The sequence below is a fragment of the Bacillus sp. IS1 genome (genome assembly GCF_032461585.1).
Taxonomy (GTDB): domain Bacteria; phylum Bacillota; class Bacilli; order Bacillales; family Bacillaceae; genus Bacillus; species Bacillus velezensis.
Genome location: NZ_JAWCWR010000001.1, coordinates 20,720 through 43,196 on the forward strand (window position 1 = coordinate 20,720; position 22,477 = coordinate 43,196).

General features: G+C 47.3%; 22 protein-coding genes. 13 read left to right on the top strand and 9 right to left on the bottom strand.

Annotated elements, in window-relative coordinates; all coding sequences use genetic code 11:
• Nucleotides 1–259: 259 nt before the first annotated feature.
• The 4 genes from RUW00_RS00120 to RUW00_RS00135 all read right to left on the bottom strand — a co-directional run bounded on the left by RUW00_RS00120 (nucleotide 260) and on the right by RUW00_RS00135 (nucleotide 1,842).
• Nucleotides 260–442, bottom strand: coding sequence for a hypothetical protein (locus RUW00_RS00120; RefSeq protein WP_072177299.1), 183 nt, complete (start codon nucleotides 440–442; stop codon nucleotides 260–262).
• 113 nt (nucleotides 443–555) lie between these two features.
• The gene (locus tag RUW00_RS00125; protein WP_012117340.1) at nucleotides 556–729 is read right to left on the bottom strand and encodes a YjfB family protein; all 174 of its coding nucleotides are present in this window, start codon (nucleotides 727–729) and stop codon (nucleotides 556–558) included.
• 43 nt (nucleotides 730–772) lie between these two features.
• Nucleotides 773–1,174 carry a ribosomal maturation YjgA family protein gene (locus RUW00_RS00130; protein WP_280145030.1) on the bottom strand — a complete coding sequence of 134 codons (402 nt, stop codon included), beginning with the start codon at nucleotides 1,172–1,174 and terminating at the stop codon, nucleotides 773–775.
• Between the two features lie 98 nt (nucleotides 1,175–1,272).
• The gene (locus tag RUW00_RS00135) at nucleotides 1,273–1,842 is read right to left on the bottom strand and encodes a YjgB family protein (protein ID WP_095271535.1); all 570 of its coding nucleotides are present in this window, start codon (nucleotides 1,840–1,842) and stop codon (nucleotides 1,273–1,275) included.
• A gap of 124 nt (nucleotides 1,843–1,966) precedes the next feature.
• Between RUW00_RS00135 and fdhF the strand changes: the two genes are divergently transcribed.
• From fdhF to RUW00_RS00155, 4 genes are all read left to right on the top strand, one after another.
• Nucleotides 1,967–4,924, top strand: coding sequence for a formate dehydrogenase subunit alpha (gene fdhF / locus RUW00_RS00140; RefSeq protein ID WP_280145031.1), 2,958 nt, complete (start codon nucleotides 1,967–1,969; stop codon nucleotides 4,922–4,924).
• Nucleotides 4,917–5,459 carry a helical membrane plugin domain-containing protein gene (locus RUW00_RS00145; protein ID WP_012117344.1) on the top strand — a complete coding sequence of 181 codons (543 nt, stop codon included), beginning with the start codon at nucleotides 4,917–4,919 and terminating at the stop codon, nucleotides 5,457–5,459. The genes fdhF and RUW00_RS00145 overlap by 8 nt, the downstream gene beginning before the upstream one ends.
• Before the next feature lie 207 nt (nucleotides 5,460–5,666).
• Nucleotides 5,667–6,887 (top strand): cytochrome P450, encoded by a 1,221-nt coding sequence (locus RUW00_RS00150; RefSeq protein WP_280145032.1) that lies wholly within the window; start codon nucleotides 5,667–5,669, stop codon nucleotides 6,885–6,887.
• Nucleotides 6,884–8,068: a macrolide family glycosyltransferase gene (locus tag RUW00_RS00155; RefSeq protein ID WP_128974061.1), complete on the top strand. Its 1,185-nt coding sequence runs from the start codon at nucleotides 6,884–6,886 to the stop codon at nucleotides 8,066–8,068. Before RUW00_RS00150 ends, RUW00_RS00155 begins: the two co-directional genes overlap by 4 nt.
• 42 nt (nucleotides 8,069–8,110) lie before the next feature.
• On the opposite strand, the gene RUW00_RS00160 is transcribed toward RUW00_RS00155, so the two are convergent.
• A complete protein-coding gene (locus tag RUW00_RS00160) occupies nucleotides 8,111–8,296 on the bottom strand; it encodes a DUF8096 family protein (protein WP_003154919.1) in 186 nt (61 codons plus the stop codon).
• Nucleotides 8,297–8,471: 175 nt separating this feature from the next.
• On the opposite strand from RUW00_RS00160, the gene RUW00_RS00165 reads away from it, so the two are divergent.
• Nucleotides 8,472–9,290 (top strand): uroporphyrinogen-III synthase, encoded by an 819-nt coding sequence (locus tag RUW00_RS00165; protein ID WP_021494045.1) that lies wholly within the window; start codon nucleotides 8,472–8,474, stop codon nucleotides 9,288–9,290.
• A 25-nt stretch (nucleotides 9,291–9,315) separates the two neighbouring features.
• Here RUW00_RS00165 and RUW00_RS00170 read toward each other — a convergent pair whose 3' ends face one another.
• From RUW00_RS00170 to RUW00_RS00180, 3 genes are read right to left on the bottom strand one after another with little or no spacing between them, the layout of a single operon-like run.
• Nucleotides 9,316–10,077: an ABC transporter permease gene (locus RUW00_RS00170; RefSeq protein ID WP_242790537.1), complete on the bottom strand. Its 762-nt coding sequence runs from the start codon at nucleotides 10,075–10,077 to the stop codon at nucleotides 9,316–9,318.
• 1 nt (nucleotide 10,078) lies between these two features.
• Entirely contained in the window at nucleotides 10,079–10,816 is a 738-nt protein-coding gene (locus tag RUW00_RS00175; protein ID WP_280145033.1) for an ABC transporter ATP-binding protein, read from the bottom strand.
• A 26-nt stretch (nucleotides 10,817–10,842) separates the two neighbouring features.
• Nucleotides 10,843–11,826, bottom strand: coding sequence for a DMT family transporter (locus tag RUW00_RS00180; RefSeq protein WP_025649627.1), 984 nt, complete (start codon nucleotides 11,824–11,826; stop codon nucleotides 10,843–10,845).
• Between the two features lie 129 nt (nucleotides 11,827–11,955).
• On the opposite strand from RUW00_RS00180, the gene RUW00_RS00185 reads away from it, so the two are divergent.
• The 8 genes from RUW00_RS00185 to RUW00_RS00220 all read left to right on the top strand — a co-directional run bounded on the left by RUW00_RS00185 (nucleotide 11,956) and on the right by RUW00_RS00220 (nucleotide 21,553).
• Nucleotides 11,956–12,453 (top strand): cupin domain-containing protein, encoded by a 498-nt coding sequence (locus RUW00_RS00185; RefSeq protein ID WP_014417507.1) that lies wholly within the window; start codon nucleotides 11,956–11,958, stop codon nucleotides 12,451–12,453.
• 386 nt (nucleotides 12,454–12,839) lie between these two features.
• Nucleotides 12,840–13,256, top strand: coding sequence for a DUF1641 domain-containing protein (locus RUW00_RS00190; RefSeq protein WP_003154908.1), 417 nt, complete (start codon nucleotides 12,840–12,842; stop codon nucleotides 13,254–13,256).
• A 39-nt stretch (nucleotides 13,257–13,295) separates the two neighbouring features.
• Nucleotides 13,296–14,474 carry an NAD(P)/FAD-dependent oxidoreductase gene (locus tag RUW00_RS00195; RefSeq protein ID WP_014417508.1) on the top strand — a complete coding sequence of 393 codons (1,179 nt, stop codon included), beginning with the start codon at nucleotides 13,296–13,298 and terminating at the stop codon, nucleotides 14,472–14,474.
• Nucleotides 14,475–14,659: 185 nt separating this feature from the next.
• Nucleotides 14,660–16,057: a glucuronate isomerase gene (uxaC, locus tag RUW00_RS00200; RefSeq protein WP_267542952.1), complete on the top strand. Its 1,398-nt coding sequence runs from the start codon at nucleotides 14,660–14,662 to the stop codon at nucleotides 16,055–16,057.
• A gap of 24 nt (nucleotides 16,058–16,081) precedes the next feature.
• Nucleotides 16,082–17,473: an MFS transporter gene (locus tag RUW00_RS00205; protein WP_209388133.1), complete on the top strand. Its 1,392-nt coding sequence runs from the start codon at nucleotides 16,082–16,084 to the stop codon at nucleotides 17,471–17,473.
• Nucleotides 17,474–17,543: 70 nt separating this feature from the next.
• Nucleotides 17,544–18,542, top strand: a complete 999-nt coding sequence (locus RUW00_RS00210; protein WP_014417511.1) for a LacI family DNA-binding transcriptional regulator — start codon at nucleotides 17,544–17,546, stop codon at nucleotides 18,540–18,542.
• 75 nt (nucleotides 18,543–18,617) lie between these two features.
• Nucleotides 18,618–20,039: a tagaturonate reductase gene (locus tag RUW00_RS00215; RefSeq protein ID WP_280145034.1), complete on the top strand. Its 1,422-nt coding sequence runs from the start codon at nucleotides 18,618–18,620 to the stop codon at nucleotides 20,037–20,039.
• A gap of 20 nt (nucleotides 20,040–20,059) precedes the next feature.
• Entirely contained in the window at nucleotides 20,060–21,553 is a 1,494-nt protein-coding gene (locus tag RUW00_RS00220) for a UxaA family hydrolase (protein ID WP_280145035.1), read from the top strand.
• Nucleotides 21,554–21,586: 33 nt separating this feature from the next.
• Here RUW00_RS00220 and RUW00_RS00225 read toward each other — a convergent pair whose 3' ends face one another.
• Nucleotides 21,587–22,351, bottom strand: coding sequence for a sulfite exporter TauE/SafE family protein (locus tag RUW00_RS00225; RefSeq protein ID WP_007610763.1), 765 nt, complete (start codon nucleotides 22,349–22,351; stop codon nucleotides 21,587–21,589).
• Nucleotides 22,352–22,477 lie beyond the last annotated feature (126 nt).

The window sequence follows — 22,477 nt, forward strand, 5'->3', positions numbered from 1 at the left end:
CGCATTCTTTGTCTGTCAGTTTCAGGATTGAGGAGAAAGCCGTCATGCATGGTATTTTAACTTCTCTTGAGGAAAAAGGAATTCTTATTACGTCCTATGAATTGAATAAGGAGGTGCTTGAAGTGAAGGGAAGGGTGAAAAGCAAAAGCGGGAAAGCGGCGGTAATGGAAAAAGTTCAAGCTCTCCCGTATATTCTGTCGGTCAAAGTTGAATAGCAGACAGGGGAAGCCTCCTGTCTGCAGTCATTTCTTTTCAAACATTAATACCAAGGATAGAACGGGATATACGGCCGCGGATAGTATGGATACGGTCTGGGGAAATAATAAGGCGGCCGCGGATAGTATGGATATGGTCTGGGGAAATAATAAGGCGGCCGCGGATAATGATATGGCACCCGTTCGTGGCTCTCGGCTGTGTATTCATGATAGAAAGGATCGTACAAGAGGAAAACCTCCTTTTCAAATGTTGGTTCCGTTTACCTTATTCCTGTATGCCCGGTATGGTGTACGTACAACGGGCAAAAAAAAGACGCCGGTTCTCATCCGGCATCTTTTTTTACACTTTCACATCAATTGAATGTCCGGCAGTGGGGTGCTGGGACGGCAGCATTTTCACTGTTTCTTCCGCCGCAGCCTGTGCATGCTGCATGACCGTTTTTGTTAAAGCGATATTTACATTCTGCGCCAGAGATGCCTGGTGCATAGCGATTGATAACGCAGGGATATCCATAGCTTCCACCTCCTTATCCCTTCATATCGGCGGCGTGCTCCGATTATGAAGGGGACTGGCGGTTTCTTTTTACGGCCCATTCTAAAAGTGCGGCAGCGCATACCCCGAGAGTATAGGCAAAAATGTCACTCCAGACAAATTGCCAGCCGAGGATCAGCCCGCCGAGCGTGCTGCTTCTAATTGCGTCAATCCAAGGCGCGTGATACAGCTGGCTGCATTCAATCAGACAGCAAAACAAGAGGCTCAAAAATGCGGCTGTTTCCGTCCGGATGTGCCGAAAGAAAAACCCGAATCCTGTAAAAATCATTGCCGCCCACAAGGCATCTCCTAAATAAGCGTTTATGATGCCGGGCAATAGGGCGGTGATGTATGCGGTTCTGGACAGCAAACCGAGGGCGATGATAAAAACGGTACATATTCCGTATGTCAATGGATGTCTAATCACTTCACACTGTTCCCCTTTTTTTGTACTCCCATGTATTGTAAGGAACGACGGAGAAGCTGTCTATGAAAAAAACGGCCCGGGAGGCCGCTTTTTTTGCGTTATCTGGCTTTTAGGTTGACGTGGTCTGCTTTTTGGTCACTGCCGATGACGAAGCGGAGCTCATACTGCCCCGTATGGTAGACGTAATCTGTTTCGCCCGTTTTTGGCACTGTCAGGATTTTGTCAGCGCTGCCGATTTGTTTGCTTAAGACGTCAGGTGTGACGCTGCCGAGGTTTAAGCGCCGCTCGACCCCTGTTCCGAAATAGCGTATTTCCGAGATTTTTCCGTTTTTATGATAGGAAAATCCATAACCGGGGTTTCCCATGTTCCAGCTGTATAAATCAAATGGGTTGCGGCTGTCTGCTTTTTGTTCCGGCTCGCCGATTTTATTGTAAACGTCCTGTCTTGTGCTTTGGTTGATTTTCAGGCCTTTCACATTTTGCGGCATTTCCCCTTTAAACGCCGATTGGTAAAGGCTATTCACCAGTTCTTGTGCACGTTGGTTTTCCGTTTTTGAAGCGGCTGCGGCATGGACGGGCTGTGTAACCGAAAATGCTTCTGCGCCGAATGCGCATCCCGTGAGCATCACTGCCGATAATCCCGTGGCGAGTGTTTTTTTCTTCAACATATGTGAACGCCTCCTTTTTACCGCTCATACCCGTATGTTTCCTGAGATAAACGAGATGTTTTAGTGAAAGGCCGGTTGGGAATCATAGAGGATGTATAGAGGGGGACAGAAAGGGGAAAAGAAAATGGCTGATACAAAGAAAGTTACAATCAATGGGGTTGAAATGGAAGCGCCGGACGGCCAAACCGTTTTGCAGCTTTTGAACAATAGTTCAATTGACGTGCCGCACGTGTGTTATCACCCGAGTCTCGGGCCGATTGAAACGTGCGATACCTGTATCGTCAATGTTAACGGAGAACTGGTGCGTTCGTGTTCCGCGCAAATAAAGGACGGAGATGTCATCGATACGCTTTCGTCCGATGTAAAAAAAGCGCAGATTATCGGCATGGACAACATTTTGCACAACCATGAATTGTACTGTACGGTCTGTGATTACAACAATGGGAGCTGCGAAGTACATAATACCGTAAAGGAAATGAAAATCAACCATCAAAGCATTCCGTTCGATCAAAAACCGTATCCTAAAGATGAATCAAATCCGTTTTACCGATATGATCCCGATCAATGCATCCTATGCGGACGCTGCGTCGAAGCCTGTCAGGACGTACAGGTAACCGAAACGTTAAGCATTGATTGGGAGAGGAAACGCCCGCGGGTCATTTGGGATCAGGATGTGCCGATCAATGAATCATCATGTGTTTCCTGCGGACATTGTTCGACGGTATGTCCGTGCAATGCCATGATGGAAAAAGGCATGGAAGGCGAAGCGGGTTATTTAACAGGCATTAACCAAGAGACGCTTCGGCCGATGATTGACATCACAAAAGGCGTCGAAACCGGATACGGATCGATTTTGGCCATATCGGACATGGAATCGGCCATGCGGGATGAAAGAATCAAAAAAACGAAAACCGTATGCACTTACTGCGGTGTCGGCTGCAGTTTTGATATATGGACGAAAGGAAGAGACATTTTAAAGGTTGAGCCTCAGGCCGAGGCGCCCGCAAATGGCATTTCGACGTGTGTGAAAGGGAAATTCGGCTGGGATTTCGTCAATAGTGAAAAGCGCCTTACCAAACCGCTTATCCGGGAAGGAGACTCGTTTCGGGAGGCGGAATGGGATGAAGCGCTGCAGCTGATCGCTGATAAATTTACCGATATAAAAGAACATTTCGGCCCGGACGCGCTTGCCTTTATCACATCTTCCAAATGCACGAATGAAGAATCATACGTGATGCAGAAGCTTGCAAGAGCTGTGATCGGCACAAATAATGTCGACAACTGCTCACGCTACTGCCAGTCTCCCGCCACGGCCGGATTGTTCAGAACGGTCGGATACGGCGGTGATTCAGGATCGATTACAGATATAGAAAAAGCTGAGCTCGTGCTGATTATCGGTTCAAATACGTCTGAGTCTCACCCCGTCCTGTCCACACGCATTAAACGTTCTCATAAGCTGCACGGACAGAAGCTCGTCGTCGCTGACTTGCGAAAACATGAAATGGCCGAGCGCTCCGATGTGTTTTTCCAGCCGCGTGCCGGATCAGATATTGTCTGGCTGAATGCCGTATCGAAATATCTGCTTGATCACGATTTGGCGGATACTGCATTTCTGAATGAGAGAGTGAACGGATTAGATGAATTCGTGAAAAGCCTTGAACCTTATACAATGGAATATGCGGAAAAACATACCGGTGTGGACAAGGATACCCTAATCAAAGTGGCCCGGATGATTCATGAAGCCGGCAGCGTGTGCGCACTGTGGGCGATGGGGGTCACCCAGCATATCGGAGGAAGCGATACGAGCACGGCCATTTCCAACTTGCTTCTCGTGACCGGAAATTACGGCAAGCCCGGCTCAGGATCATATCCGCTTCGGGGCCATAATAACGTGCAGGGCGCCAGTGATTTCGGCAGTATGCCTGACAGCTTCCCCGGCTATGAAAAAGTAACGGATGAAAAAGCCCGCAAAAAGTATGAACAGGGCTGGGGAACAGACCTGCCGAAAGAAATCGGAATGACAAATCATGAAATGATCGAAGGCATCCACTCAGGAAAACTGAAGTCCATGTACTTAAAAGGAGAAGAAATGGGGCTTGTCGACTCCAATATTAACCATGTTCATGCCGCATTTGAAAAGCTTGATTTCTTCGTTGTGCAGGATATCTTTCTTTCGCGTACGGCCGAGTTCGCCGATGTCGTGCTTCCGGCAAGCCCGAGCCTTGAAAAAGAAGGGACGTTTACGAATACGGAACGGAGGGTGCAGCGCCTTTACGAAGTGTTTGAACCGCTGGGCGATTCAAAGCCTGATTGGCAGATCATTACGGACATCGCCAACCGTCTGGGCGCTGATTGGCACTATGAACATCCGGCAGACATTATGGAAGAAGCGGCAATGCTTTCGCCGCTCTATGCAGGCGTCACTTACGAACGTCTCGAAGGCTACAATTCACTGCAATGGCCGGTTGCAGCGGACGGAACCGATTCACCGCTTTTATTTACGGATAAGTTCCCGTTTTCAGACGGCAAAGCGATTTTATATCCCGTTCAGTGGACCGAGCCGAAAGAATTTGGTGCAGAATATGATATCCATGTGAATAACGGGAGGCTGCTCGAGCATTTTCACGAAGGAAATCTGACTTACCGATCAAAAGGAATATCCGAAAAAACACCGAGTGTGTTCCTTGAGGTCTCGCCCGAACTCGCCGAAGAAAGAGGGCTGGAAGACGGAACGCTTGTCCGTCTGACTTCACCGTACGGAAATGTGAAAGTCAAATGCGTCATCACAGACAGGGTAAAAGGCAAACAAGTCTATCTCCCGATGAACGATTCAAAAGACGCCGCCATTAACCTTTTGACAAGCAGCTATGCGGATAAGGATACCGATACACCGGCTTATAAAGAAACATCAGCGAAGATGGAGATTTTGAAAAAAGAAGGAGTTAATCCGCTTCCGAAAATCAATTTCCGTTATGGAAACCCGCAGCCGCAGATCGGTGTCCGGGTTGAGCGGAAATGGGCGCGTAAAGATTATGTATTTCCGGGAGACGCCGTAAAAAGGGGGAAACAGCAAAATGGCTAAAGCAATCAGCGGCATCCGAAAACAGACCGTCACAGAAGAAGACAAACGAAAAAAGGACTTAGAAGAGATCGAGACGGCTCTTTTACGAAATAAAGACGCGATTTTGGAATCTCTGCACATTCTTCAGCACATGAACGAGCGCGGCGTTTTGGCGCTTCTGCGCGGGCTCTTCGGCCAGGGAGACAAAGTGATGGATATCCTGGTGAAGAAGGCGAATACTCCGGAAACGGCCAATATGCTGAAAAATCTCCTGCTGTTAAGCGGCGTTCTCGGCATGCTCGATGTAAAACAGCTTGAGCCGTTTATCGTTAAAATCAATGCGGGCGTCACAAAGGCCGTCGAGGAAAAAGACAGCGGCAGGAAGACCGGGTATTTTGATATCGTCCGCGCTTTAAAAGACCCGGAAATCAACAAGGCCGTCACTCTGCTGTTTTCTTTCCTGAAAGGCATGGGCGCTGATACGGACGATATGGAAAGAAATACGCAGCCTCCTGAAGACCAAAAGCAGCACCAGAAACCGCAGACGAATGAGTGAACATATCTCCCGAGCCTGGCCGAAGGCTCGGGTTTTTTGTGCGCTTCTGCTGTTTTCTTGGGAGAAATTTCACCTCCGGATTTATGACTTTTGTTGTGTTATGTTAATAGTTCAGGTTATGAATAGAAAAAAATTGAAAATATGTGCTAGGATAAAATTCAAGGTACGTCAACTATTCAAATATGAAACAATCAGGAGTGATGAAACATGAGTAAGCTGAGGAGCACGAGACAAGCCATCCAAAGAACCCTGATGAAAGGAAAAAACGGCCTGGACGTATACAACCCTTTTCCTTGGTACGAAAAAATGAGACGGGAAAGCCCTATACACTTTGATGAAGAAACGCAGGTTTGGAGTGTGTTTTTATACGATGATGTCAAAAAAGTCATCAGTGATAAAGAGACGTTCTCAAGCCTCATGACTGATGTGAAAAGCTCGATTGCAAAGTCCATGCTGAATATGGACCCGCCGAAGCATACCCAAATCAGATCTGCCGTCAATCGCGCTTTCACTCCCCGCGTCTTGAAGGAATGGGAACCGAGAATTAAAGACATTACCGATCATCTCCTGAAACAGGCAAAGAACAAAGGGCGGATTGATATCGTTAAAGATCTCTCTTACCCTTTGCCGGTCATGGTGATTTCAGAATTATTAGGCGTTCCGTCCGAACGTATGGATCAGTTTAAAAAATGGTCGGACATTCTCGTCAGCATGCCGAAAGATGCGAGTCCTGAAGCGGCGGAGAAAAATCAGCAGGAACGTGACCAATGTGAGGCGGAGCTGGCGGCGTTTTTTGCGGAAATAATAGAAAGTAAACGAAAAAAGCCCGGCCAAGACATTATTTCTATTTTGATAAAAGAGGAAGAAGAGGGAGAGAAGCTCACGGCAGAAGATCTGATCCCGTTTTGCAACCTGCTTTTAGTGGCGGGAAATGAAACAACGACTAATCTCATTTCAAATGCGGTTTACAGCATATTAGAAACGCCCGGCCTTTATGAAGAGCTGAGACAGGACCCTTTTCTCATCGCGCAAACGGTGGAAGAAACGCTGCGTTTTCGCGCTCCCGCTCCGTTTGTCAGAAGGACGGTCCGGCACGACACTGAACTGCGCGGACGCCGCTTGAAAAGCGGGGAGATCGTTCTCTGCTACGTTGCATCTGCCAACCGTGATGAAAACAAATTTGAGAAGGCGGGCGTATTTGATATTCATCGCCAATCGAATCCGCACCTTTCCTTCGGATTCGGCGTACACTTCTGCTTAGGCGCTCCGCTTGCCAGACTTGAAGCGGAAGCCGCGCTGAAAGGAATTGTAAAAAATTTTTCACACCTAGAGCCCGTCGGGATTGAGCCGATCCGAAACAGTGTCATGTACGGGCTGGAGTCTTTAGAAGCGGAGATAAACGAAAGTGAGGGAGAAGAAAAAAGATGAGAAAAACACACATCGCCATTATTAATGTGGCCGCTCACGGTCATGTCAATCCCACGCTGCCTGTAGCCGAGGAACTTGTCAATCGCGGGTATAAAGTGACATTCGCTACGACTGAGGAATTTGAAGCTTCCGTTGCCAAAACGGGCGCCATTCCCGTTTTATACCGCACAAGCATAAAGGCGGACCCGGAGACGATAAAAGAACGGGTAAATAAAAATGACGCGTTTGTGATGTTTCTGGAAGAAGCGGTTGAAGTGCTTCCGCAGTTGGAAGAGCTGTACAAAGACGACCTTCCTGACATCGTCCTGTTTGATTTTTTAGCTCTTGCCGGAAAATTGTTTGCGGATAATGGCGGCATCCCGGCCGTAAAGTTCTGCCCGAGCTATGCAATGAATGAGTATTTTCAATTAGGAAGAGACGAAGAAACACTGGAAGCGGCCAAACAGGCGATAGAAGAATATCAGGAGCAGATTGAAAATGAACAATTGAAACGGATGACAATGGAAGAATTTTTTATGCCTGAAAAACTGAATATTGTCTTTATGCCAAGGGCCTTTCAGCCGAAACAGGAAACCTTTGATGAACGATTCTGTTTTGTGGGTCCGTCTCTTGGAGAACGCACAAATACGGGAAGTCTGGAAATTGATGCAGCCGATGACCGTCCGCTTATGCTCATCTCACTGGGAACGGCGTTTAACGCCTGGCCTGAATTTTACCAGATGTGTATTGACGCGTTTCGGGACTCGGACTGGCGGGTTATTATGTCAGTCGGCACAACAATTGATCCGGAAAGTTTTTCGGATGTCCCCGATCACTTTATCATCCGCCAGCACGTTCCTCAGCTTGATGTGCTGGAGAAAGCAAAGCTGTTCGTATCTCACGGCGGGATGAACAGTACAATGGAGGCGATGAATGCGGGTGTCCCGCTCGTTGTCGTTCCGCAAATGCACGAACAAGAGGTCACCGCAAAGCGTGTGGATGAATTGGGGCTTGGCGTGCATCTGCCGCCGAAAGAAGTCACTGTGGCCCGTTTGCAAAAAGACGTTCAGAACGTATACGGCGATAAGAACATCCTCAGCCGCGTGAAAAGCATGCAGCAGAAAATAGAAGAAACCGGCGGCCCCAAACAGGCTGTTTACGCCATTGAAGAATTTTTGAAAACGGCGGCCGTCGAAAATTGATTGAGAAACAGGCAGCGCACCGGAAGACGGCTGCCTGTTTTGTTATATATTTTTCTTCATGCCGCATCTCCGGCATTCCCTCAAAAATTTTCCGCCCTTCACTGAACTTTTAAACAGCGTGTAGTCGCAATTGTCACATCGGCCGCTGTGAACATCAGGATATTCATTGAACTCGTAAATGACCGAAGTATCGTATCCTTTTGTCTCGAACTCTTTTTTTGTTTCCATGATTGAAAGTCCCTCCGCGAATCAAATCGTTCTGCCCGGTTAATGATACAGCAACTGCACGGGGGATTCAACGGGAGCATAGCTTGATTTTCCCGGCTGATTGCGTAACAATAATAGAAATAAATGACGGCCTGCCATAGGGCGCCCGGCATCTGAAGGGAAGAAGAAAACAGCGATGGGAAAAGGATTGAACGGGAAACGGATTGCCATCGGCGGTTCGCGGAAAACAGAAGAGATCACAAAATTAATAGAAAAGCAGGGCGGAACGGCGGTCGTCCGTTCCCTCCAAGGAACCGTATACCTGGCGGAGGATCAAATTGAACCCGACGTAAGAACATTTGCCGGGCAAAAAGCCGATTGGGTGATATTCACCACAGGCATCGGTACGGAAACGTTATTGTCGGTATCGGAAAAAATCGGTCTGAAAGAAGAATTTTTAGCGGCCGTTCATGAAGCGAAAATCGGCTGCAGAGGCTATAAAACATATGCGGCCTTAAAAAAGCTCGGCATCACGCCGCATGCCTCAGATGAAGACGGTACAACAAGAGGGCTGATCCGCTCCTTGGAACGATTTGACTTTAAAGATAAAAAAGTCATGATACAGCTTCATGGCGAAAAAGCGCCGGTCTTAACGGAGTTCCTTGAGAAAAACGGAGCGGAGGTATTCCCTGTTCTGCCGTATCAGCATATTCCGCCTGAAAGGGAGACGGTCGATAAACTGCTGGGAGAGCTGTTAAACGGAGAGGTCGATGCCGTATGTTTTACGACAGCCATTCAAGTGCGCTCTCTCTTTGATTATGCAAAAGAAAAAGGGTTCACAAAAGAATTGCAGCAGGCATTCGAAAAACATGTGCTTGCCGCCGCAGTCGGCAAAGTGACGGCTGAAGCGATCCGGGATGAAGGGGTAAAGAGGGTCCTTGCTCCGGATATTGAGCGGATGGGAGCGATGATAATTGAATTATCCCGTTACTATGAATCTCTGACCTTGTCATAAACCATCATTCAGCAGGGAAAAAAGCCTACGCTTCCCTGCTGAATTTTTTTAATTGCCAGTGTTCCGTGAAAAGGGAAGGATATGTCAAGGCGCTGAGTATGATACATGTAAGAAGAGCGGAGGCCATCGTTGTAAAAACGATCAGCAGCTGAAAGCGCACCGCCTGTATCGGATCAGCCCCCGCTAAAATCTGCCCCGTCATCATGCCGGGAAGCTGAACGAGACCCAATGTTTTCTGGCTTTCAAGCGTCGGGATCATACTGAGCTTCATACTGGACGTCAATATCTGCCGGACGGCCTGCTTAGGCGTTCCTCCGAGAGAGAGAATCAGCTGGATTTCTTCTTTCCGCAGATCCGCTTCCGAACTGAGCTTGTTTAAAAACAGGCTTGAGAGCACCATGGAGTTTCCGATGACCATGCCGCTTATCGGAATGACATATCTTGAAGTGAACGGAATGATATGCAGGGTCAGTAAAAGTCCCTGCGTCACAACTTCCACGATCGCCAGTGTCAGAAAAACGCGCCAAAATGAGCCGATCCGCATTTTTTTCCGTTTGGAGACATTGTGCGAAGCGGCCGTGAGCATGAGAAGCACCATTAATATGATAAATATCGGGTGATCACCGCGAAAAATCAGCGACAGCACATAGCCGATGATGAGAAGCTGAATGACGGCCCTGACGGTTGCGACGATCATATCCTTTTCGACGCCGGCTTTAAAAGATTTAGACAGGAATAAAGCGATAATGACAAATATACTTGTTAGTAACAGAGAAAGATCATTCATATCAGCACCCGCTCCCTTGTAAAAGCGCCCGGGCCTTTTCGTGTTTCGGTTCCTTAAAGAACGTTTTCGTTTCCGCGGTCTCTAAAAGCCGTCCCTCAGCCATAAACCATACTGTATCGGATAATCGTTCCGCTTGTTCAAGGTTATGGGTGATCCACAGGATCGTCAGCTGTTTTTGCCGATGGAGTTTCGTAATCAGTTTCTCAATGGTGAGTACGGATGACGGGTCCAGCGCCGATGTGATTTCATCCAGCAGCAGGATGGACGGCAGTCCGGCGAGAGTTCGCGCTAATGAGAGCTTCTGCCGCTGACCTCCGGATAATTCTTTTGCATTTCGATCCAGAAGCTCGCGCGGAAGATCTGTAAAATCTGCGAGCTCTTCAGGGGTATAGTGCTGTGCCCCGTGGAGTTTTTCTGCGAGCAGAAGGTTGTCCCGCACCGTGCCGTCCATGACGGGAGCTGATTGAAATGCAAGGCCCGCGGTTTTTCTGAGCTCTCTGATGTCCCAGTGTCTTATTTCTTTTCCGAATACAAGCACTTCCCCTTCATCAGGTGTATTCATCAGATTGCACAGCGACAGCAATGTGCTTTTTCCCGCGCCGGAAGGCCCTATCAACGCCGTGATAGAACCTTTTTGAATATGTCCGGTTACACGGCTTAGGACATCAAAGGACGTATGGTTTTGTTCAAAGCGTTTGCCGGCTGACAGAAAAGATATTGCCGGAGTTTCTTCTTTCATACAGGATGACACCTTTCGTAAAAAAATCAGGAACCGGTGAGATTGGCTGACGTTTGCTCAGCCGTTTTCTGGTCTGTCTGCCGGGAAGCGAATGTATGCATGACCATTCCCGCAATAATAATGAACAGTCCGGCAAATGAAAGAAGTGACGGAAACGCCGCGGATAAAAAGACGATTTCGCCGATAAGTGCAAAAAGAACCTCTCCGGACTGCGTCGCTTCAACAGCAGCGAGCTTCTGCGGCTCATTCCTCACCATATCGGTGGCGCGGAAAAATAATACTGTTGCGATAACGCCAGAGCTGAGTGCGACGATAAATGATTGGAATGTCTGTCCCATTGAGGGAAGCCCGTCTCTATGCCAGCCGAAAGCGGCGATCAAAAGCCAAAACGGAAGGCTTGCGAGCGTCATGCCGAGCACCCGCTGAAACGTATCGAGTTTTCCGCCGTATTGTTCCAGCATTTTGCGGTTGCCGAGCGGATAGGCAAAAGCGGCGATGACGACCGGCACAACGCTGAATAGTATCGTGCGGCCGGACAGAGAACCCGCATGCTGAAGCTGAATCAGACCGGCTCCGATCAGGATGATGACGGAAGTAACCAGCGAAATCAGCGGGATCTTTTGTCTGACGGAAACCGGGCCCGCCGGTGAATGTTTTGTTTCGTAGAAAAACGGCGACAGAAGCACACCCGCGACAATTGTAATCTGCCACGTGCCGGCGATCAGCCAGCCCGGCCCATATGCCGCCGCAAACGTAATCGGGGCATAAAACAGCACGAACCCGGTAAAACTCCACTTCAGCCAAAAAAACGGTTTTTTTCGGATTTCATGCCAGAGCGGCGCCCATTTTCCTTTCGCATAAACGATCAAAAATAAAAACGGAACCATAAAAAGAAAACGCAGGGAAGAGCTCCACATCCAGCTTCCGCCGGAAAGCTCCATCGCCCTGTTTAAAATAAAGGTGACTGCAAAAAACAGCGATGCCAATATTCCGATCACGATGGCTTTCATTAAATCCCTCATTTTGACACATATTTTTTTATACTATACTATTCACCGGCAGGCTTCGCAATGGAATATGAGAAAATAGCGTTTTAACAAATGATGAATGGGAAACAGACATATACGGAGGTGAAAACAGTGCAGAAAGAGGATATTCAAGTGCTTTATTTCGAAGATGACGGCCGCATTCCGAATAACCCGAATCTTCCGCTTGTTATTTATAAAGCGGTATTTAATGAAGAAACGGTACAGAAAGCAGAGTCCGTCCTCCGCCGGCACGATTGGTCGAACAGCTGGACGGGCGGAGTATTTCCGTATCACCATTTTCACAGCACCACGCACGAAGTTCTTGTCGCGGTAAAAGGAAACGCGGTTTTGAGGTTCGGCGGGGAACAAGGAGCGGACGCGGTTCTTCAAATGGGAGACGCAGCGGTCATTCCGGCCGGCACCGGACATAAAAAACTGTCGGGCAGTTCTGATTTTACCGTGATCGGGGCTTATCCGGGCGGCCGGCAGTACGATACAAAAACGGAGAAAAATGATAGAACTTCAGAAGAAATCAGCCGTGTCCCGCTCCCGGAATGCGACCCCTTTACGGGAAAATCGGGCCCGCTTTTAAAATTGTGGGAAAAATGACAGGGGAAAAGCGGATGGTCTGTAAAAAAATAGCCTAAAAGAAACGTTATTACACCCCCGCCATATAAATAATTTCATAAACGAAACAATTCACGTTCAAATTTTGTTCAAAAAGTGTTATTATATAAGAGTAAATCAAATTGGGGTTTTTTATGTTTGCTATTTTCAGAGAGGAAAAAGAAATTTTGACTTATTCAATTGTTTTTGTTGATATAAAAATAATACTGGATATGGCAAAGTGAAAAACTGGGTAGTAAACATTTATTTTTGTAAATGATTGTGCATGAATTCACAATCTTGCTTTTTCATGCTTTTCTGCATGAAGGGGGAAAGGCTACCCTTTCCAAAAAAATCAGCATACTGCTTATAGTAAAGGAGAATCGGATATGCCAGAAACAATCGATCAAACAAATGCATCTGTCAGCCAAGGCCAACGCGATCTTATTGATCAGCTGCTAAAACCTGAAGTTCAAGAATCACTGACTGTTTTAGTGGATCAGCTTCCAAAACTGACTGAGTTAGTAAATATTTTAACGAAGTCTTATGATTTTGCACAGTCTGTAGCGACAGACGAAGTATTGAAGAGCGATACAGTGGGTGCGCTTACAGAAATTCTTGAGCCGGTGAAAGAAACAGCGAAAGAAGTTGCGGCTACTGCGATCGAAGCAAAAGACCGCGCGGATGCAAGCAATGAAACGATCGGACTTTTCGGCCTGCTGCGCATGCTGAAAGATCCTCAAGCTCAAAAGCTGTTCCGTTTTGCTAACAGCTATCTTGAAATCATGAACGAAAAACAAAAATAATCTCAGATTCAAATTGATATAAAGGACGGAGGATATACGATGTCAAAACATATTGTCATTTTAGGCGCTGGTTACGGCGGAGTTCTTTCTGCTTTAACCGTTCGTAAACATTACAGTAAAGATGAAGCACGCGTAACCGTTGTGAACAAATACCCGACTCACCAAATCATTACAGAACTGCACCGCCTTGCAGCAGGCAACGTGTCTGAACAGGCTGTTGCTATGCCGCTTGAAAAACTTCTGAAAGGAAAAGACGTCGACATTAAAATCGCAGAAGTCAATTCTTTCTCAGTTGATAAGAAAGAAGTTGCCCTTTCTGACGGTTCTAAGCTGACTTATGACGCGCTTGTTGTCGGACTTGGTTCTGTTACGGCTTATTTCGGCATTCCTGGACTCGAAGAAAACAGCATGGTGCTGAAATCTGCTGCTGATGCGAACAAAGTATACAAACACGTGGAAGACCGTGTGCGTGAATACGCTAAAACGAAAAACGAAGCTGATGCAACGATCCTTATCGGCGGCGGCGGCTTAACAGGCGTCGAGCTTGTCGGTGAGCTTGCTGACATCATGCCGAACCTTACGAAAAAATACGGCGTAGATCCGAAAGAAATCAAACTGAAATTAGTAGAAGCAGGTCCGAAAATTCTTCCTGTTCTTCCTGATGACCTTATCGAACGCGCGACAAAAAGTCTTGAAAAACGCGGCGTTGAGTTTTTAACAGGTCTTCCTGTTACAAATGTTGAAGGAAACGTTATTGATCTGAAAGACGGTTCAAAAGTCGTTGCCAACACATTTGTATGGACAGGCGGCGTACAAGGCAACCCGTTAGTCGGCGAATCCGGCCTCGAAGTGAACCGCGGTCGTGCGACGGTTAACGATTTCTTACAATCTACTTCTCACGAAGATGTATTCGTTGTCGGAGACAGCGCTGTATACTTTGCGCCGGACGGCCGTCCGTACCCGCCGACAGCGCAAATCGCTTGGCAGATGGGTGAACTTGTCGGTTACAACCTGTTCGCTTACTTAGAAGGAAAAACGCTTGAAACATTCAAGCCTGTAAACTCTGGTACGCTTGCAAGCCTCGGACGTAAAGACGCGGTTGCCATCATCGGAGCGAACTCTACTCCGCTGAAAGGTCTTCCGGCATCTTTAATGAAAGAAGCAAGTAACGTACGTTATTTAACACATATCAAAGGATTATTCAGCCTCGCTTACTAATCCTTAAGATCACACAGAAGACATTGCCGGACTTTCTCGGCAGTGTCTTTTTTTGTATGAAAATGTTAACGGATACAATTTTCTGAAAAATAAAATAAAAATGATTGATATGTGAGAAAGAGGAAGCTAAAATAAAAAAGAACCATTTTGTTAACGTTAACATTTTTAAGAGGGAGGATGAAAGTGTGAAAGCTTTTATGGGTGATGATTTTTTACTGGATAGTAAAACGGCCGTAAAGCTGTACCGGGAATACGCTGAAAACATGCCGATCATTGATTATCACTGTCACTTAAGCCCAAAGGAAATCTATGAAAATAAAACCTTCGCAACCATTACGGAGGCATGGCTTTACGGTGACCACTACAAGTGGCGGATTATGAGGGCCAACGGCATTGAAGAGCGCTGCATTACCGGAAACGCTTCAGATGAAGAGAAGTTTTTCGCCTGGGCAAAAACGGTGCCGATGGCGATAGGCAATCCGCTGTACAGCTGGACGCATTTAGAGCTGCAGCGCTGGTTCGGCATTTATGACGTATTGAATGAAAAAACGGCCGCGGCCATTTGGAAAAAAACGAATGAGCTCCTGCAGGGAGACGGGTTTGGCGCAAGAGATCTCATTCTGAAATCAAATGTCAAAGTCATTTGCACAACCGACGATCCTGCCGATGCGCTGACATACCACGAACTGTTGAAAGAAAGTGATTTTCCGGTTCAAGTACTGCCCGGATTTCGGCCTGACAAAGGACTGGACATCAGCAGCCCGGGTTTTGCCGATTGGGTCCGTTCACTGGAGAGCGCTTCCGGAATAGCTGTCACCACCTACCAATCGTATTTAGATGCGTTAGAATCCCGCGTCCGCTTTTTTCACAATGCCGGGGGAAGAGTGTCGGATCATGCGTTAGATCAAATGGTTTATGCCGAGACGACCGAAGAGGAAGCGGCCCGGATTTTTGCAGCCGGATTAAGCGGAGAGCATGTGTCTTTTGAAGATGAAAAGAAATTCAAAACACGGACGCTGCAATATCTTTGCGGTCTTTACGCCGAACTGGACTGGGCGATGCAGTTCCATATTAACGCGTTAAGAAATACCAATACAAATAAGTTCAGCAGCCTCGGTCCTGATACGGGATATGACTCAATTAATGATGAACGTATCGCAAAACCGCTTGCCCGGCTGTTAGATTCCGCCGAAAAAAAGCGACAGTTGCCTAAAACGATTTTGTATTCTTTGAATCCGAATGACAACTATATTATCGCCAGCATGATCAACAGCTTTCAGGATGGGAAAACACCGGGGAAAATTCAATTCGGCACAGCCTGGTGGTTCAATGACACGAAAGATGGAATGCTCCAGCAAATGAAAGCGTTATCAAACGTGGGCCTGTTCAGCCGTTTTATCGGGATGCTGACGGATTCAAGAAGTTTCCTGTCCTATCCCCGCCATGAATACTTCAGGCGGCTTGTCTGCACGCTGATCGGCGGCTGGGCGGAACAAGGCGAAGCGCCTTACGATATGGAGCTTTTAGGAAAGATTGTCGAGGGGATTTGTTACCGGAATGCTGAGGAATATTTCCGCTTTTAAAAAATGGAATGAAAGAGGTGGCCTATGAGTAATGTGCCTGTCGTGACAGCATCTGCCGCAAAAGTGAAGGAGCATAAGCTGAGTCTGAAAGAAAAAGTATCCTATGGATTTGGAGATTTTGGGAACGGATTTATGTTTGATCTCGGGCAGATCTATTTGCTGAAGTTTTTCACAGATGTCGCAGGCATTCCGGCAGCGTTCGCCGGCAGTATTTTTTTGGTCAGCAAGCTGTTTGCGGCTTTGACTGATCCGATTGTCGGCTCGGCCATTGACTACAGAAAAAAGATCGGACCCCGGGGTAAATTCAGGCCGTACTTATTATTCGGAAGTATTATTCTTGCGGTCATGACCGTATTGATTTTTGTGTCACCGGACGTGAGCGTCACCTGGAAGCTTGTGTACGCCTATGCTTCTTACATGCTGTGGGGGGTCGCTTATTCTTTCGTCAATATTCCGTACGGCTCCCTCGGCGCGGCCATTACACAGGATGCGGAGGACAGAACGGCGCTTTCTGCATTCCGCCAGATCGGCTCCCTCGGCGCGCTGCTCATTACAAGTGTCATCGTCATCCCGATTCTCGTTCATTTTGATAACGTTCACATCGGCTACCCGGCAGTCATGGGGATGATGGCCGTAATCGGAATCGCGGGATTTATGATCTGCTACCGAAACTGCAAAGAAAGAATTATCGTCCGTGAAGCGCCGAAAGAAAAGCTGTCCGTCATGTCGGTTTTCAAATGCTTTATCGGCAACAAACCGCTTCTGACCGTCGTTTTCATGACGATTTTCTCAATATCGGCATATAACATTAAATCCGCTATGCTTGTTTACTTCGCCCAGTACAATCTCAACAATGCGGAGCTGATGTCCTACATGAGTTTTATCATCATCGGTTCTTCATTTTTAGGTGTTTTGTTTATGCCGAAACTCGTCAAACGCTTCGGAAAAAAGCAAACGGTGATGATCGGTTTTGCCGTCAGCGCCGCGGCTGATGCGCTGAATTTCTGTCTCCCGTCAAATGTATATATCTTTACGGCGTTAGCGAGCATTGCTTTTATCGGGATCAGCATACCAAACGGCATTACGTGGGCGCTTGTGTCGGACATTATTGATTACGGAGAATGGAAGACGGGTGAACGGAAGGAGGCGACGACATATTCGCTTTTCAACTTCTCCAGAAAACTCGCCCAATCTTTATCAGGTTTTCTTTCAGGCATCGGGCTGAGCGTTATCGGCTATATCCCGAATGCATCTCAGACAAAAGGCACGTTAATCGGGATTAAAGGGCTTCTGCTGCTGTACCCGGCTTTCGCTTTAGCGTGCGCCATGCTGATTATCGGTTTGATGTATAAGCTGACGGACCGGCAGCATGCCGAGCTCGTTCAGGACTTACATCATGCAAAACCTCAACTTTAGTGATTTTATGGACTGTCCGTTAATGGTACAATAGAAATAAATGACAGCATACAGAAAGAAAGGAAAAACGATGGTAACCATAAAAGATATCGCAAAACTCGCCAACGTATCCCACACCACCGTATCCCGGGCACTTAACGGCAGCCCCTACATTAAAGAGCATACAAAACAGAAAATATTAGCGCTCGCTTCACAGCTGAATTACACACCGAATGTAAATGCAAAAAGCCTTGCCATGCAAAAGTCCCATACGATCGGACTGTTTTTTACAAGCATCACAAACGGAACCTCACACAGCTTTTTTTCCGATACCATCAAAGGTGTAAACCGCACAATCAGTGAGGAATACAATTTGTTCGTTCGCGCGATTGACGACCTGAAAAGCTTTGAAACCATTACGCCCATGAGGTATGACGGAATCATTTTAATGAGCCAAAGCGACAGTGATAATTCATTTATTTATCATATTCGCGAGAAAAACATCCCGCTCGTCGTGCTGAACCGGGACATTGATGACCGGAGCATCACGAATATCCTGTCAAACGATAAAGAAGGCTCCAGACAGGCGGTCGACTGCCTGATCGCAAACGGACACAGAGATATCGCGATCATTGAGGGAAAGGAAGGATTCAGGTCAACTTCTCAGCGGAAAGAAGGCTATTTGACATCTTTAATTGATCATTCTATTCCGATTAAGCATGAATACAGTGTAAAAGGCCGCTATGATATGGAAAGCGGCAGTCAGGCGATGGAAAAACTCTTGGCGCTTCAATCACCGCCTACGGCTGTTTTTTGTTCAAACGATGATATGGCGATCGGGGCGATGAATGCCATTTTCGCCAAAGGCCTGAACGTTCCGGAAGATATATCCGTTATCGGGTTTGATGACATCGGCATTTCGCAATACATGACGCCGAGGCTTTCGACAGTAAAACGCCCGGTTGAAAACATCAGCATACTCGGCGCAGAGAAGATTTTGGCGCTAATCGCCGACCCGGATACGGCGGCGGAAAAAATATACGAAAACACCGAGGTGATGATAAGAGATTCAATTAAAAAACTCACATAACGGCCCGTCTGATTATCCGGGTTTTCGTACAGAAAAATGTTAACGTGTGCATAAATGCAGAAGGAGGCGGACAGCTTGCGTCAGCTGAATAAAAAGATGTGCGGTGAATACATTCAATATCCTGAAAAAGTCCTTCAGTTCGGCGAAGGCAACTTTTTGCGGGCCTTCGCAGACTGGCAGATCGATCAAATGAATCAATTGACGGATTTTAATGGAAGCGTTGTCGCTGTACAGCCGAGAGGCTCTGAGAAAATAAAACGTTTAAACGAGCAGGACGGTTTGTTTACGCTTTTTTTGCAGGGGATAAAGGACGGAAAACCGGCTGAAGAACACATGATCGTCAAATCTATCAGCCGCGGCATTGATCTTTTTTCTGACTATGATTCCTTTAAACGGCTGGCAGCACAAGAGGAGCTTCGTTTTATCATTTCCAATACGACGGAAGCGGGAGTTACGTTTGAGACAGGCGACCGGCTTGAGGATAGACCTCAAAAAACATTCCCCGGGAAATTAGCGGCGTTCCTTTATTTTCGCTATAAGGCATTTGCGGGTGACACCGAGAAAGGGTGCATTGTGCTTCCATGTGAACTGGTCGAAGAAAACGGACGGAAACTGAAGGCTGCCGTGCTTCAATATGCCGGGCTGTGGGAGCTGGAGCCTGATTTTACTCAATGGATTCATGACGCGAACATCTTCTGCAATACTCTCGTGGATCGGATTGTTCCCGGATTTCCTGTTGATACCGCGGAAGAACTTACCGATTTTCTCGGATACGAAGACCGTCTGCTTGTGGTCGGTGAGCATTATTATTTGTGGGTGATAGAAGGGCCGGAACAGCTTCAGAATGAGCTTCCTTTTGCTGAGGCCGGGCTGAACGCACTGATCACGTCTGACCTTACGCCTTACAGGACAAAAAAGGTGAGAATCTTAAACGGCGCTCACACGGCATTGGCGCCAGTGGCTTTACTATACGGACTGCAAACCGTCCGGGAAGCGGCTGAGCACGAGGTGACGGGCAGATTCATCGAAGAGCTGATCAATGAAGAAATCCTCCCTGTGCTGCAAATGGAGGGTGTCACCCAATACGCGGCAGATGTGTTACAGCGGTTTAAAAACCCTTATATCCAACATTATCTGCAAAGCATTACCCTTAACGCCGCCGCGAAATTCAAAACAAGAAACCTGCCGACGCTGAAGGCTTATATCGAACAGGAGGGCCGGCTACCTGAGAAGCTGGTATTTTCGTTCAGCGCCATGATCTATTCATACTGGAACGGACCGAACAAACCGGCTGACGGCGAGGAGGTTCTTAACCGTTTCCAAATGGCGCGGTCCCGTTGCAAAGATGATATGTTTCAAGCGGCATCTTCTATATTAGGAGAAGAGCGACTGTGGGGGAAGAACCTGAATCATCTTCCGGGGCTGACTGAACGAACGGCTTATTTTCTGTCTGTCATTCATAAGCGGGGTATGAAGCATGCGTTACATGAATGCTGAGGCAAAAAGGGGGAAGTAAAATGAAAGAGGTCATAAAAATCCATAAAAACGATAACGTGCTTCTCGCCATGCGCCATTTTAACAAAGGGGAGCGGCTGCATACAGACGGACTGACGATTGAAGTGAAGGACCCTGTAAAGCGGGGGCATAAAATCGCGCTGCAAACCATTGAAGAAAACGGCAGCATCATTAAATACGGTTTTTCGATCGGGCGTGCGACAAGGCGGATTTCGGCCGGCGAGCATATTCATACCCATAATCTGCAAACGAATTTATCCGATGTGCAAGAATACACGTATTCACCGCGCTTCGAGGACAATCCTTTTACAAATGAGAACCGGACATTTAAAGGCTACAAAAGAGAAAACGGTACATCCGGCGTCCGGAATGAACTGTGGATCGTGCCTACAGTCGGCTGCGTAAACGGCGTCGCTGAGAAAATCCTGCAGCGCTTCGTAAAAGAGGCGAAAGACATTGCGCCCTTTGACAATGTGCTGGTTTTAAAGCACCAATACGGCTGCTCCCAGCTTGGCGATGATCATGAGAATACGAAACAAATGCTGATTAACGCCATCCGTCACCCAAATGCGGGCGGTGTGCTGGTTTTAGGGCTCGGCTGTGAAAATAATGAGCTGGCGGCGATTAGGGAAATGCTTTCTGAAGTGAATGGAGATCGGGTGAAATTTCTCGAATCACAAGCTGTCACAGATGAAATTGAAGCAGGGACTGCGCTACTTAAAGAGATACACCATGCGGCAAAGGGAGATAAACGTGAGGAGATTCCGCTGTCGGAATTGAGCATCGGATTGAAATGCGGCGGGTCGGACGGTTTTTCCGGCATCACCGCAAACCCTTTATTAGGGAGATTTTCAGATTACTTGATTGCACAGGGAGGGAGCACGGTCTTAACGGAGGTGCCTGAGATGTTCGGCGCTGAGACGATTCTCATGCAGCGTGCGGCGAGCGAAGAAGTGTTTCATAAAACAGTCCGATTGATCAATGATTTCAAGCAATATTTTATGAAGCACGAGCAGCCGATTTATGAAAACCCGTCACCAGGGAATAAGGAAGGCGGCATTTCAACGCTCGAAGACAAGTCGCTCGGCTGCACCCAAAAAGCCGGTCTTGCACCGGTTTCTGATGTGCTGACATACGGTGAAACCCTGAAAACAAAGGGATTGACACTGCTCAGTGCGCCCGGCAATGATTTAATCGCTTCTTCAGCGCTCGCCGCGGCGGGCTGTCACATCGTTTTGTTTACAACCGGAAGAGGCACGCCGTTCGGCACATTTGTCCCGACTGTGAAAGTATCAACAAATACCGATTTATTTCAATCAAAGCCTCATTGGATTGATTACAACGCGGGCAGATTGGCGGAAGACCAAACAACAGAAGATCACATTGTAAGAGATTTTATTCAATACATTATTAAAGTTGCAAGCGGAGAATTCGTCAATAACGAAAAAAACGATTTTCGGGAGCTTGCAATCTTTAAGTCCGGTGTGACGTTATAAGGGAAAAGGCGATCTGACAACAGACCGCCTTTTTTATATTAATTTTATTCCGCTGATTAAAATAATCGCCGCCATCACAAATTGCAGCGGGCGCGGTGAGAATTTCGGCGAAAAGAAGCTGCCGAGAAGCACACCCGGCACAGAGCCGATCAACAGATTCAATACAAGCAGGTAATCGACGCTTCCGAAGCTTGCGTTTAACAGACCGGCAGCAGTTACGAGCAGAAAGGCATGTGCGATATCCGTTCCCACTACTTCTGCCGTTTTCATTCTGAACAGGTATAGCATGGCGATCGCAAATAACGAGCCGGACCCAATAGATGTCAGGCCGACGATGAAGCCGAAAATGACGCCGATCAATATCATGAGTGTCCGCTTTTCTTCAAGCGTTTTTTGCTGCCAGCGGTTCGGCCGCAGTTTTTTATCGAAAAAAAGGCGGGCGATAATGGAAATGGCGACAAGGGTCAGCACGTAGCCGAGCGCCTGTTTGATAATCTGCTCCTGATGCTGGTGAAAAGCGGGAAACAAGTGAAGAACACCGATGGCGGCTGTTGCGCTGGGAATGCTCCCGAGCGCCAAGTAGCCGACAAGTTTAAATTGAACGGTACGCTGCTTCCAATGAGAAACGACACCGAACAGTTTGGTGATGGAGTTATATAAAAGGTCAGTGCCGACGGCGATTGAGGGGTTGATCCCCAAAACGATCAGTAAAGGAGTCAAAAGCGCCGCTCCTCCCACACCCGTCAATCCGACAAGCGTTCCGACAAAGAAACCCATAAACACAATGCTTACAGTCATCTGTGTGCCTCCTGAATAATCCTACTATTTTTATCAGATTATATATGATTAAGAGGCGGTAATCAATTAAATTTTCGGAAAATTTTATACAGTACAAAAAAATCCGCCAGTCTGCTGTTATGTCGC